Annotated in this window: 12 protein-coding genes and 1 pseudogene; 11 read left to right on the top strand and 2 right to left on the bottom strand. The window is 61.0% G+C overall.

The features are described 5' to 3' along the window. The first annotated feature begins 55 nt into the window (after positions 1–55). The 11 genes and pseudogenes from C1J04_RS16040 (at position 56) to C1J04_RS19790 (ending at position 10,177) form a co-directional block, all read left to right on the top strand. Complete coding sequence (locus C1J04_RS16040; RefSeq protein WP_114865565.1) at positions 56–1,270, top strand: CaiB/BaiF CoA transferase family protein; 1,215 nt, start codon at positions 56–58, stop codon at positions 1,268–1,270. A gap of 31 nt (positions 1,271–1,301) precedes the next feature. After that, on the top strand, positions 1,302–2,468 hold the full coding sequence (locus tag C1J04_RS16035; protein WP_114865564.1) for an acyl-CoA dehydrogenase family protein: 1,167 nt from the start codon (positions 1,302–1,304) through the stop codon (positions 2,466–2,468). Positions 2,469–2,490: 22 nt separating this feature from the next. After that, entirely contained in the window at positions 2,491–4,605 is a 2,115-nt protein-coding gene (locus tag C1J04_RS16030; protein ID WP_254693859.1) for an acetate--CoA ligase family protein, read from the top strand. A gap of 139 nt (positions 4,606–4,744) precedes the next feature. Beyond that, a complete protein-coding gene (locus tag C1J04_RS16025; RefSeq protein WP_114865562.1) occupies positions 4,745–5,572 on the top strand; it encodes an IclR family transcriptional regulator in 828 nt (275 codons plus the stop codon). A gap of 458 nt (positions 5,573–6,030) precedes the next feature. Continuing rightward, positions 6,031–6,426 (top strand): IS66-like element accessory protein TnpA, encoded by a 396-nt coding sequence (gene tnpA, locus C1J04_RS16020; RefSeq protein WP_114865386.1) that lies wholly within the window; start codon positions 6,031–6,033, stop codon positions 6,424–6,426. Next, on the top strand, positions 6,423–6,773 hold the full coding sequence (gene tnpB / locus C1J04_RS16015; protein ID WP_072630505.1) for an IS66 family insertion sequence element accessory protein TnpB: 351 nt from the start codon (positions 6,423–6,425) through the stop codon (positions 6,771–6,773). The genes tnpA and tnpB overlap by 4 nt, the downstream gene beginning before the upstream one ends. 59 nt (positions 6,774–6,832) lie before the next feature. Beyond that, on the top strand, positions 6,833–8,473 hold the full coding sequence (tnpC, locus tag C1J04_RS16010) for an IS66 family transposase (protein WP_114865387.1): 1,641 nt from the start codon (positions 6,833–6,835) through the stop codon (positions 8,471–8,473). Further along, positions 8,470–9,072 carry a plasmid pRiA4b ORF-3 family protein gene (locus tag C1J04_RS16005; RefSeq protein ID WP_114865388.1) on the top strand — a complete coding sequence of 201 codons (603 nt, stop codon included), beginning with the start codon at positions 8,470–8,472 and terminating at the stop codon, positions 9,070–9,072. The genes tnpC and C1J04_RS16005 overlap by 4 nt, the downstream gene beginning before the upstream one ends. After that, positions 8,972–9,586: pseudogene (locus C1J04_RS19800) on the top strand (UTRA domain-containing protein); the annotation flags it as partial. The gene C1J04_RS16005 and the pseudogene C1J04_RS19800, both read left to right, overlap by 101 nt. Before the next feature lie 88 nt (positions 9,587–9,674). Continuing rightward, positions 9,675–9,968 carry an acyl-CoA dehydrogenase family protein gene (locus C1J04_RS19795; RefSeq protein ID WP_114865561.1) on the top strand — a complete coding sequence of 98 codons (294 nt, stop codon included), beginning with the start codon at positions 9,675–9,677 and terminating at the stop codon, positions 9,966–9,968. Next, positions 9,929–10,177 carry an acyl-CoA dehydrogenase family protein gene (locus tag C1J04_RS19790; RefSeq protein WP_114865560.1) on the top strand — a complete coding sequence of 83 codons (249 nt, stop codon included), beginning with the start codon at positions 9,929–9,931 and terminating at the stop codon, positions 10,175–10,177. The genes C1J04_RS19795 and C1J04_RS19790 overlap by 40 nt, the downstream gene beginning before the upstream one ends. A gap of 114 nt (positions 10,178–10,291) precedes the next feature. On the opposite strand, the gene C1J04_RS15985 is transcribed toward C1J04_RS19790, so the two are convergent. Both C1J04_RS15985 and C1J04_RS15980 read right to left on the bottom strand, forming a co-directional pair. Continuing rightward, positions 10,292–11,458 carry an acyl-CoA dehydrogenase family protein gene (locus C1J04_RS15985; RefSeq protein WP_114865559.1) on the bottom strand — a complete coding sequence of 389 codons (1,167 nt, stop codon included), beginning with the start codon at positions 11,456–11,458 and terminating at the stop codon, positions 10,292–10,294. A 15-nt stretch (positions 11,459–11,473) separates the two neighbouring features. Further along, positions 11,474–12,712 (bottom strand): thiolase family protein, encoded by a 1,239-nt coding sequence (locus C1J04_RS15980; protein ID WP_114865558.1) that lies wholly within the window; start codon positions 12,710–12,712, stop codon positions 11,474–11,476. Positions 12,713–12,725 lie beyond the last annotated feature (13 nt).

Below are 12,725 nucleotides of genomic sequence, written 5' to 3'. Positions count from 1 at the left end.
TGACCTGGCGGTTGGGGCTTGACGACCGGGAAATGACAATCTGGGAGACGACCGAATGAAGGTAAAAGACGGGCCGCTGAGCGATCTCAGGGTGATTGAACTGGGGCATGTGATTGCCGCGCCGATGTGCGGCGCGCTGCTCTCCGATTTCGGTGCCGAGGTGATCAAGATCGAACGACCGGGGCAGGGCGACATGCTGCGGGTTCTGAGCGCGCGCGCCAAGGACGGTGTAGGTGTCTGGTGGAAAACACTGGCGCGAAACAAGCGGCTGGTGGCGCTGGATTGGAAGACCGACGAAGGCCGCGAGGTTCTGCGCCGCCTGATCGAAAATGCGCAGGTTCTGATCGAGAACTTTCGTCCCGGTGTGCTTGAAAGAGCGGGATTGGCGCCGGAGGTTATGCATGAATGGAACCCGGATCTGGTGATCGTGCGGATCTCGGGCTATGGCCAGACCGGGCCGCGGTCCTCCTGGCCCGGTTTCGGTCGGGCCGGCGAGGCCATGAGCGGACTGGCCCACATGACCGGCTTTGCCGACAACGCACCGATGCACCCCGGCTTTCCGGCGGCGGATTCAACCACCGGCCTCATGGCGGCCTACGGCGCGATGATGGCGCTTCATGCGGTGCACAATGGCAGCGCACGGGGGCAGGTGGTGGATCTGGCCATCTTCGAGCCGCTGTTGCGTCTGATCGACTATCACGTTCCAACGCGGACCGGCGCGGGACTGCCGGTTGATCGAAACGGGCTCCAGGCTCCCAACGCCTACGCCCCGGCGGGCGTATTCCGCGCTGGGGACGGGAAGTGGGTTACGGTCAGCGCAGGCAGCGCGGCGACCGGTCGACGCCTATTGGAAGCCGCGGGCGGACAGGAATGGGCTGAACAGCCGCAATTCCAAAGCTTGGATGGCTTTGCGGATCATACGGAAGAGATCGTCGACCGGCTCGGCGCATTCGTGGCACAGCATGACGCGCAGAAAGCGATCGACATCTTCAAGTCCCACGATGCCGTGGCGGCGATGGTCTATGACGTCGATGACATCCTGGCCGATCCGCAGATCGCGGCGCGCGGCGACATCGTTGGGGTCGAGGGAGACGACACGAGGGTCGTCGGACCCGTGCCAAAGCTGGACAAGACGCCGGGACGATTGCGCTGGCTCGGACGCGGCGAACTGGGGGCCGACAGCCGTGCGGTGCTGGAAGAGCTTGGTTTCGACCCCGAACAGATTGCCGCTTTGGTTGACAAAGGCACGGTTGGCGAACCGGACTCCTGATCGGGGTTTGCGAGAATGAAGGAGAATAATCATGACCTATCAAATGACATCGGAGCAGCAGGGAATTCGCGACGCGATCTTTCGGATTTGCGAAGAGTTCGATGATGAATTCTGGCTCGACCGGGACCGCGAAGGCGGCTTTCCGCACGAATTGCACCAGAAGCTGGCGCGCGATGGCTGGCTGGGCATCGCCATCCCCGAAGAGTACGGCGGCGCCGGTCTGGGCATCGTCGATGCTGCCATCATGATGCAGGCCATCGCGGAATCGGGGGGCGGCAACAGCGCGGCTTCGGCGGTGCACATGAACATCTTCGGCCTCAATCCCGTTGTCAAATTCGGCACCGACGACCAGAAGAAAAAGCACCTTCCGCCGCTGGTGGCCGGCGCGCAACGTGCCTGTTTCGGCGTGACCGAACCGACCACCGGCCTGGACACGACCAAGCTGAAGACCCGCGCCGTGCGTCAGGGTGACCGCTATGTCGTGCACGGGCAGAAGGTCTGGATTTCGACCGCCCAGGTCGCCGACAAGATCCTGCTTCTGGCGCGTACCACGCCGCTGGAAGAGGTCAAGAAACCGACCGAAGGTCTAAGCCTGTTCTACACCGATCTCGACCGGACATTCGTCACGGTGCGCGAGATCGAGAAGATGGGCCGCAAATGTGTCGATTCAAACGAGCTGTTCATCGACGGCCTGCCGATTCCGGCCGAGGATCTGATCGGCGAGGAAGGTCAGGGCTTTCGCCAGATCCTGCACGGGTTGAACCCCGAAAGGGTTCTGATTGCCGCCGAAGCAGTTGGCATCGGGCGCAACGCGCTGCGCCGCGCCGCGGATTACGCCAATGAGCGTGTCGTGTTTGGCAGGCCGATCGGCCAGAACCAGGGTGTGCAGCACCCCTTGGCCGCCTGCTGGGCCGAACTGGAAGCGGCCAACCTCATGGCAATGAACGCCGGCGCGCTTTACGATGCTGGCAAGCCGTGTGGAAACGAAGCCAACGCGGGCAAATACCTGGCCGGCGAAGCGGCGGTGAAGGCGACGCAGACCGCGCAGCTGACATTCGGCGGTTTCGGATATGCCAAGGAATACCATGTCGAGCGTCTGGTGCGCGAAGCCATCCTGTTCCGCATCGCGCCGGTCACACCGCAACTGGTGTTGTCGTTCATTGCGGAGCACGCGCTTGGCCTGCCGAAATCCTATTAATACGAACATCAAAGGAAAACCCATGCGAATTGACGGAATGGATGCCATTTTCGCCCCTCGTTCTGTTGCCGTGATCGGCGCGTCGAGTGATCCCAAACGCATCGGCGGACGGCCGGTGGATTTTCTCAGGCGGCATGGGTTCCAGGGCACGATCCTGCCGATAAACCCGAAAACGTCCAAGGTGCAGGGGCTGACGGCATATCCGTCGATCACCGAGGCTCCGACGGCACCGGATCTGGCTGTAATCGCGCTGCCTGCGCGACTGGCGGTTCAGGCGGTCGAGGATTGCGCGGCGCGCGGCGTGCGCCGCGCGGTGATCTTCAGCTCGGGGTTTTCCGAGGTCAACGACGAAGGTGCAGCGCTTCAGGCGCGCATGGTCGATATCGCGCGCGAAAGCGGTATGCGGCTTGTCGGGCCGAACTGCCTTGGCATCGCCAACGTCCGCCACAACCTTTACGCGACCTTCACGCCGGGGGTCGAAAAGCACCTGCCCAAGCCGGGCGGCGTGTCGATCGTCAGCCAGAGCGGCGCCTTCGGGTCGTATTGCATGACGCTCGTCAGGATGCGCGGACTGGGCGTTAACCTGTGGGCGACGACGGGCAATTCCTGCGACGTCGATTTCGCCGATGCGGTGGCCTATTGCGCACAGGATGACGAAACCCGCGTGATCATGGGATACCTCGAAGGCGCGACCGACCGCGACAGGCTGGTCGAGGCCCTTGAACTCGCCCGCGCCCGCGAAAAGCCAGTGGTCATGATGAAGGTCGGACGCAGCGCGGTTGGCGCCGAGGCCGCACAGTCGCATACCGCGTCACTGGCGGGGTCCGACGCGGTCTATGACGCGGCTTTCCGGCAATACGGTGTCTACCGGGCGCACTCTGTCGACGAAATGTTCGATGTGACCTATGCCTGCGCCGAATCCGCGTCGATGATGCAGGGCGACCGGCTGGGTCTTGTGACGGTGTCCGGTGGCGTTGGGGTGCTGATGGCCGACGAGGCAGAGAAACTGAAGCTGGATGTGCCCGCGCTTCCCGATCATGCGCAGAAGAAACTGAAAGCGGTGCTGCCCTTTGCCGGTGTCCGAAACCCCGTCGATGTGACGGCGCAATTGGTAAACCAGATCGACCTCCTGGAAACCAACATGGATGTGTTGTTTGGCGACGGCGAAATCGACGGTGCCATCATCTTCATGTCCACGGTCGGTCTTGTTGCCGACCTGAACGAAGCCATCCGGACCGGGCTGGAGCGCATCCGCGAGAAGTACCCCGGCAGGCCGATGCTGTTTTGTTCGCTGACCGAACCCGAGGGTCGTGCCGCATATGAAAAGTCGGGGTTCATCGTGTTCGAGGAACCGACCCGTGCGGTCCGCGCGATGGCCGCATTGCGCTATTTCGCCAAATCCTTTGCGCGCGCGGGCGAAGACGACCCGATACCCGAACTGCCGGACCTGTCGCCGTTGCCGGACGGCATGGTGAACGAGATCGAGGCCAAGGCGCTGCTTGCCGAGGCCGGCATCGGGATCGTGCGCGAAATTCTGGCCAAGACCCCGGAAGCGGCAGCCGAGGCGGCGCAGGAGATGGGCTTTCCGATCGTGCTCAAGATTGCCTCGCCCGACATCCTGCATAAATCCGATATCGGTGGCGTGGCGTTGAACCTGCGCTCGGTCGAAGAGGTCCGCTCTGCCGGGGCGCGCATACTGGAACTGGCGTCAGAGAAAGCGCCCGATGCGCGGATCGACGGGCTGGTTGTGGCAGAACAGGCCGCACCGGGGCTGGAGGCCATACTCGGCGTGACCCAGGATCCGGCGTTCGGCCCGGTGGTCATGTTCGGTCTGGGTGGGGTGCTGGTCGAGGCCCTGGGGGACGTGTCCTTCCGGGTTGCCCCTTTCGGCCCCGCCGAAGCGCGTCGCATGATCGACGAAATCCACGGTCGCAAGCTGCTGGACGCATTCCGCGGCGCGCCCGAACGCGACATCGACGCGCTCGCTGACGCGCTTGCGCGCCTGTCAGCCTTTGCGGCCCATCACGGCGCCGCGCTTGAGACCATTGATGTGAACCCGTTGATCATCGGTCCGAGTGGCCAGGGCGCCGTGGCCGCAGATGGCGTAATTATCCCCACGAGAAGAGGAGGCCACTGACACCCGTACCCGACACCTTCCCGAGCCTCCGACGCATGTGGCGGGCTTTGTGTAATTTTCTAACAGTTGACAGAAATCACATACGCCGCCATTCTACTTTCTGAATACTGTTCATATAATAGTATGCCGGGAGGGGATTATGGATGACGCGCATCGGGCTTCGGTGAAGGCACGCGGGACCCCCATCGTGAAATCGGTCGCACGCACTTGCCAGACCTTGGTGTATTTCGACGAGGTTCGTCGACCGCTATCGGTCGTGGAGGTCTCCAAGGAATTGGGGTATCCGCAATCGAGCACCTCGGCGCTCCTGAAAAGTTTGGTCGAGTTGGGGTTCCTGACCCACGACGCTAAACGGAAGAGCTATTTCCCCACCGAGCGGGTTCCGCTCTTGGGGTCATGGATGAATCCCGACCTGTTCGGTGAAGGCATCATTCAGCGGCTGCTGAAGGCTATTTCGGAACGGACCCGGCATGTGGTGGTCCTGGCAACCAAGAACGGTGACGACGCGGAGTATGTGCACCTGATCCGTCCGAAAAAGTCGCCGATCCACCACATTTCACTTGGTACGCGACGACCGCTGGGAATTTCGGGGCTTGGGCGGGTTCTGATGAGCCGCTTCAGCGATGAAGAAGTGTGCCGTCTGTTGCGAAGAATCAATGCCTACCGTGCGCCCGACGAACCGGCAGTGGACGTGAAGGCCTTCGTCGCCTCGTTGGCCCAGACCCGCGCCAAGGGGTACTATCTTTCCACCGATCAAGTTGTCAAAGGCGCGGGATTGATCTCCATGCCTTTTCCCAGCCACCAGAGTTCTCGTCTTTTCGCCGTCGGGGTTGGTGCCCCAACGGATGTCATCCTGCGATCCGAAAACGAGATTGTTAATATCATGCGTGAAGAAATTGTTCGGAATCTGGGAAAGAAAGGTCATGACCCAAGAGTCTATGGATCATCGGGGTCCCGTCTGTCGTGATTTCCGATACACCCTTCCCAAAGATGAGTCTCGAATGGACACGAGCAGGTCTGCAGTCGACGATCACGCTATAGATACATTTAAAGCGGCCCGTCATTTGATGCGGCCAAACCTCCCCGGTCGCGGACGTGGCTTCGGTTCTGAATTGGATGAACGCACGGATCAGCTGACCGGGTTTGCTACACCACCGCGGGTTCGCATCCTCGGATGTGGCTATGCTCGGTGGTAACGCCGTGCGGCAAGTTTGACCCAATTCGCCCGCTTTCGTACCATATCAATGTGTCTTCAGAGTCGGGATCGACGTTGCCGAACCTATGCACGGTTGGCCCGGACCTCATCCGCATAACGAGCAGCCGGGCTGAGAGTCGAAGTAAACGCGCCCACCGGCAGGGATCTGGTAAACCTCCGCCGAGGGCCGTCTGGCTGCTGGGCTGTGAGATCGTTTATCGAGTGTCCTTATGGACGCACACGAAGACACCCCCCGCATTCAAGTTTTGTCGGTCTCTGATACCGGCCGTCGCCGCCGCTGGACGGATGACGAGAAAGTCCGGATCGTTGAGGAAAGCTTTGGCGACGGCGTGACAGTGGCTGAGGTTGCACGACGCCATGATGTTTCGCGGTCTCAGCTTTACGATTGGCGTTATCGCCATAAGAATGGATTGCTTGGTTCTGGCCCGCAATTTTTGCGGGTTATGAAGATCGAAGATGCTTCTGATGGCTCTGACACTGCGCCAGCGCCACAAGTTCCTGTCATGACTATTGATCTTGGCCCGCGGTGTCGTGTGGCGATCCCGTCAGGTTTTGACATGGAAGCTGCTGCGCATCTGCTCAACGGCTTGATGGTGCGGTCATGATCGCGTTTCCGGCTGGAACGAAGGTGTGGATTGCAGGCGGTGTGACGGATATGCGCCGAGGCATGAACACTTTGGCGCTGACAGTGCAACAGGGGCTTGGGCGTGATCCGCATGCGGGTGAGATATTTTGCTTTCGAGGCCGCAAGGGTGACCTGGTGAAGCTGCTCTGGCATGACGGGGTGGGCATGTCGTTATATTTGAAGCGTCTTGAAGCGGGGAAGTTCATCTGGCCGGTGAGCCAAGACGGGACGGCTGTTGCTATATCTGCGGCGCAGTTGGGCTATCTTCTTGAGGGGATCGATTGGCGTAATCCACGCTGGACACAAAGACCCAAAGCGGCTGGATAATTTGTGCTGAAACGCCTGTTTTTATTGGCGTTTAACAGCTTCTGTGGTAAATATTTGCCATGTCCGACGCCGCTTCCGAAATCGCCAGATTAAGCACTGCACTTGCCGCGCAGACCGCCCGAGCGCAGGCTGCGGAAGCCGAATTGGCGCAGGCCCGCGCCTTGGCCTCCTGCACGGACGCAATGATCCAAGAATTAAAGTTGGAGATCGCCAAGCTGCGGCGCGACAAATACGGCATTTCCTCCGAGCGTCGCACGCGGCTGATTGATCAGCTGGAATTGCAGCTTGAGGAATTGGAAGCGGCCGCAACGGAGGATGCGCTGGCGGCTGAGCAGGCTGCGGACAAGGCGAGCGCCGTGCGTGCCTTCACGCGACGCAAGCCCGTGCGCAAACCGTTCCCCGATCACTTGCCCCGCGAGCGGGTTGTCGTCGAAGCACCTGCCGCCTGCACCTGCTGTGGCTCGGACCGGATCGTAAAGATGGGTGAAGATGTCACCGAGACGCTGGAGGTGATCCCCCGCCAGTGGAAGGTGATCCAGACGGTCCGCGAGAAGTTCACTTGCCGAGCTTGCGAGAAGATCAGCCAACCGCCGGCCCCGTTCCATGCCATTCCGCGCGGCTGGGCCGGGCCGCAACTGATCGCGATGATCGCCTTCGACAAGTATGGACAACATCAACCGTTGAACCGGCAATCCGAGCGCATTGCACGGGAGGGAGTTGATCTGAGCCTGTCCACCTTGGCTGATCTGATCGGCCATGCCTGTGTGGCGCTGACCCCCATTCATGCGTTAATCGCGCGCCACGTGCTGGATGCTGGCCGTTTGCATGGTGACGATACCACCGTGCCGCTACTGGCGCGTGGTGGCGCAAAGACGGCGCGACTGTGGACCTATGTGCGCGACGATCGACCCTGGGATGGGGGTGCGCCACCTGCCGCACTCTTCCACTTCTCAACAGATCGCCGGAAAGAACACCCGACACGGCATCTGGCCGAATGGCACGGTGTTCTTCAGTCGGACGTGTATGGCGGCTACAATGATTTGTATCTCGCAGATCGTAGTCCGGGCCCAGTCCGTAGTGCGCTGTGTTGGAGCCACGCAAGACGCAAGTTCTTTGAACTGGCCGACATCAAGGCCATAGCCCGCAAGGGTAAAAAAGTAGCAAAAGAAATCTCGCCCATCGCGCTGGACGCTGTGACGCGGATTGATGCGATCTTTGCGGCCGAGCGTGACATCACCGGCCTGTCAGATGCAGCGCGTCATGAAGCTCGCCAGCAGTGGGTAGCGCCGATGGTCAATGATCTGCATGATTGGATGCTGGCCGAGCGGGCTCGGATGTCAAAGCACAACCCTGTTGCCAAGGCGATCAACTACATGCTCGAGGGCACAGGTCGCTGGGAAGCCTTCACCGCATTCCTTGATGACGGGCGCCTCTGCCTCACGAACAATGCCGCCGAACGGGCGCTCAGAGGGATCGCATTGGGCAGAAAGTCATGGCTTTTTGCAGGGTCTGAACGCGGTGGCGACAGGGCAGCCTTCATGTATACCCTCATCGTCACGGCAAAAATGAACGACATTGACCCGCAGGCATGGATGGCAGACGTCTTGGCGCGACTGCCCGATATGCCTGTGTCTCGCTTGCCAGAGCTGTTGCCCTGGAATTGGAAGGCCGCCATGGAATTGAAGAGGATTGCTGCATGACGCTGGTCGCGCGCATCAAGGTCACATTGTCCGATGTCGAGCCTCAGGTGCTTCGACGCTTTGATGTGCCCCTCAAGATCAAGCTGAACCGCCTGCATGATGTGATCCAGGCTGCCATGGGATGGACCGACAGTCACCTGTATGAGTTCAGGGCCGGCGGCAGCGGCTGGGGCGTGCCAGATCCAGATGGTTTTTACGATGGCCCGATGCCCGCCAGCAAAACCAGCCTGCTTGACGTGATCGAAGATGTGGGAACCAAGACCATCCATTACATCTATGACTTTGGCGACAACTGGCACCACGTGATCAAGATCGAGAAAATCGATGGCTCTATCGCGGGCGCCACCTATCCGCGCCTCGTCAGGGCCATAGGGGCTTGTCCGCCGGAAGACGTCGGCGGCTTCCCCGGTTACGCGGACTTCCTGGACGCCATCGCCGACCCCAAGCACGAAGAACACGGCCAGATGCTGGAATGGTATGGGGGACAGTTCGACCCGGATGAGGCAGAGATCGGCCGCATCCTCGATAGCTTCGAGCGTCTTGCCAAAAAATGGGCACCGAAGCCGCGTAAACCAAAAGCCGCACCCAAACCCCTCTGATCAATACGGCGCGCCCACGGCCTTCGCCGAAGGCTTACGGGATCTGAGCGTCTTTGGTTGCCCAGTCCCACACAGGAATGGGGCCGTCCGTCAGGCCTTGGGGGTTCTGCGCAGTGCGGGCCTGATCGAAAGCGCACTCGGACTGGGCATCTTTGTCATCGCGCAGGCCGAGCAGATCAAGCCGCGCGCGCCCGCCCACGATCCGCTGGCGCTTTCCGATCTTGGCCGCGACCTGACGGGGATGGAAACGCCGCAGCTTCATGTGCGCAAGCACCATTATACCAAGGCGCAGCCCTATTTGCTGGCCGATCTGTGGTTGCCGCAACACTATTTTGACATGCTGCCCGAGGGTGCCGACGAAACGCAGCTTTATTCGCAACTGTCGCGCGATCATACCGGCCTGACGGACCTGTCGGGCTACCAGATCATCACTATCGTCCGGGCCGATGTCGCCACCGCCCACTTGCTGGGCGTCACCTTCAGCGAGCCGGTGGCCCGTGTCGTCTCGCGCCTGTTTGATCCCGAAGGCCGACCGGTCATAGCCCATATCGCCCATATCCGCTGCGACGTTTTCACCGCCGAGATCGCAAAGGGCGGCTTCTATGGCGTGCCCATGGAAGAGCAGTGGGGGATCGGGTCCCGGCATCAACAAGGCATCTCTGGTCATGCAGGAGATCGGGCGCTACGGTGCGGCGGCCAATTCTGCGGTGCAGATCAACATTTTCGGGCTGCAACCTGTGGTCGGCTTTGGCACCGACGAACGGAAGGCCCGGATGCTGCGGCCGCTGATCCGGGGGGCACACCGCTCCTGCTTTGGCGTCACTGAACCGGACGTCGGCCTTGACACCACGCCCATATTCACCTTTGCGCGTCGCCGTGCTTCAACGTCCTGCTGAACGGGCGGAACGCCAAGCGGTTTGTCGTCACTTCGGCAGCGGTCGGGTTCGGAATGTACGTCCTGGAAAAGGCGGCGGCCTATGCGCGCGAACGCATCGTGTTCGGCCGTCCGATCGGTCAGAACCAGGCGATCCAGCATCCGCTTGTGAGAACACCGCATTGGTTTCGGCCAGCGCAATCGCATGAAGCTGCAATCGCCCTTCGATAACCGGAGAACCCGATGTGCACGGGCCAAAGGCCCGACGACGTCTGTGGCAGGTGCGCGCAGCCGCGCGAACCTTGTCACTTGCGCGGTCCTACATCGTCAGGGCAGGGACCGCTTTCAGAACGCGTTCAACCCTGTCAGGTTCCGCCCGATCACCAGCTTCTGAATCTCGGTGGTCCCATCCGGGATCGGCATGACTTTCGCATTGCGGAAGTGGCGTTCGACGGGAAACTCCTTGGTGATGCCGTTACCGCCGTGGATCTGCACCGCTTTTCCGGCGATTTCGACGGCCATCTCGGTTGCATACCATTTTGCCATCGAGGTCTGGGTGTCGCAGCGCACGCCCATATCAAGAAGTTGCAGCCCGCGCTGGCACAACAGCCGTCCTGCATCTAGATGGGTGGCCATGTCGGCCAGATACCCCTGGATCAACTGATGCCCGCCAATCGGCTTTCCGTGCTGCTCGCGGTCCTGCGCGTATTTGACGGCGCATTCCAGCGCGGCCTGGGCGATGCCGATGCTGGTCAGGCCGACAAACACACGCGCGCTTTCGAACAGCTTCAGTGTCTGGAACAGACCGCCGCCGGAGTTCCCCAGAACATGGGCGTCCGTTGTTTCGGCCCGGTCAAAGAACAATTCGCAGGTCGAGGCACCGACAAGCCCCATCTTGCGCAACTCGCGGCTTTCGTAGCCGCCCTTGTCGCGATCGACGATGACCATGGAGATCCCATCGTCGAGATTACAGACCACGATTGCGAAGTCCGATTGCGCCCCGTTGGAAATCCAGAGCTTTTGGCCCGTAACAAAAATCTTGTCCCCCTTGCGTTCCGCGCGGGTCTTGACCTCTCGCACGTTCGAGCCGACTTCCGGTTCGGAAATGCAGGTGGCACAAATGCGCTCACTGCGCAGGAGCGGCTTCAGATATGTCTCTTTTTGCGCCGCGTCGCCCAGCAGGTTGACCGCGAAAACAGCATGGCTCTGGATCAGCACCGCAATCGCCAAATCGGCCCAGATGCGGGCCAGTTCCTCGTAGAGGATGCCGTAGGTCATCCGGTCGATCCCGGCACCGCCGTCTTCCTCCGGTATCAGTCCGCTGATCAGGCCGAATTCCTCGACCTTGGCGAACAGGGATTTCAGCGTGTCCGCATCCGGCGGGTGGCCGAGATCCTCGTATTTTTCTGCCAACGGCGCGAACTCCGCTTCGGCCATCTTGCGGAAGTTTTCCAGCAACATGCGCTGCTCGTCTGTATAGATTGCCTGAGCGGCGGCGATCACGTTTTCCATATTCTTTTCCTTGTTTCAACGGCCCAGAATGGTGACACAGGCAGCGGCCTCTTCGACGCCGTGCAGGCCGCCACCGTTTTCGGCGATGGCATTCTTCGCACCTTCGACCTGACGCGCGCCAGCCTCGCCCCGCAGTTGCGTGACCAGTTCGAAAACCTGTCCGATCCCGGTGGCCCCGACCGGGTGCCCCTTGGATTCCAGTCCGCCAGAGGGGTTTACCGGGATCCGTCCGCCGATTTTGGTTTCGCCACGCAGGCTGGCCGGGCCACCCTCACCGAACGGGACAAAACCGAGGTTCTCGATCTGGATGACTTCGCCCACGGCGGTGGCGTCATGCACCTCGGCGATCGACATGTCTTCTGGGCCAAGCCCCGCCTGTTCATAGGCCTGAAGTGCTGCAAGGCGGGTCAGGTGGTTTTTGTAATCCTCCGGCGGACGGTCTGTGCCTGAGCGCAGGATCGCGGCCTTGACCTTGATCGCGCGGGATGAATCGAGACCCAGCCGCTTGAGCCCTTCGCCGGTGCACAGAACCGCCGCGGCCGCGCCATCGGAGATCGGCGCGCACATCGGAAGGGTCAGCGGGTAGGTGATGGGCGGCGCGTGCAGAACCTGTTCAACTGTCATCGCATCGCGGTATTGTGCCAGCGGATTATGCGCGGAATGCGCGTGGTTCTTGGCAGAGACGGCCGCGAACTGTTCCTGCGTCGTGCCGAAGGTCTTCATGTGCAGCCGCGCGAAACCGGCATAGACATCCATGAACACGCTGTAGGGCTTGGGCGATTTCGACCCTTGCGGTTCCTCGACCCCGGCGCCCAGATCGGCCAGACGCCGCGCGACTTCTTCGCCATTACTGACGTCCCAACCGCTGTCGAAGGCCGAAAACATCAGCGCGCGGTCATCCGAATACATTTTCTCGGCACCTACGGCCAAACAACAATCACCGTTCCCTGCCTTGAGAAAATCCACGGCCAGCTTGAACCCGGTCGAGGCGCTGGCACAGGCGTTTTCGACGTTGACCACCGGAATGCCCTGAATGCCCATCTCGCGCAACGCGATCTCGCCCCGGATCATGTGCTGGCCCTCCATATGACCCTGCACCGCGTTCGAGAAGAATGCACCGTCGATGCGATCAGCGGTCACCCCGGCGTCCGAAAGCGCGGCGGTGACGGCTTCGCCCGTCATGTCCTTGATGGTCTTGTCCCGGAATTTCCCGAACGGCGTCATCCCGACGCCAACGACATAGATATCCTGCATCTTGCAGTCTCCT

Source organism: Sulfitobacter sp. SK025, from assembly GCF_003352105.1.
Taxonomy (GTDB): Bacteria; Pseudomonadota; Alphaproteobacteria; order Rhodobacterales; family Rhodobacteraceae; genus Sulfitobacter; species Sulfitobacter pontiacus.
Note: the sequence above shows the minus strand (reverse complement) of the source record. Positions and strands in the feature narration are given on the sequence as shown.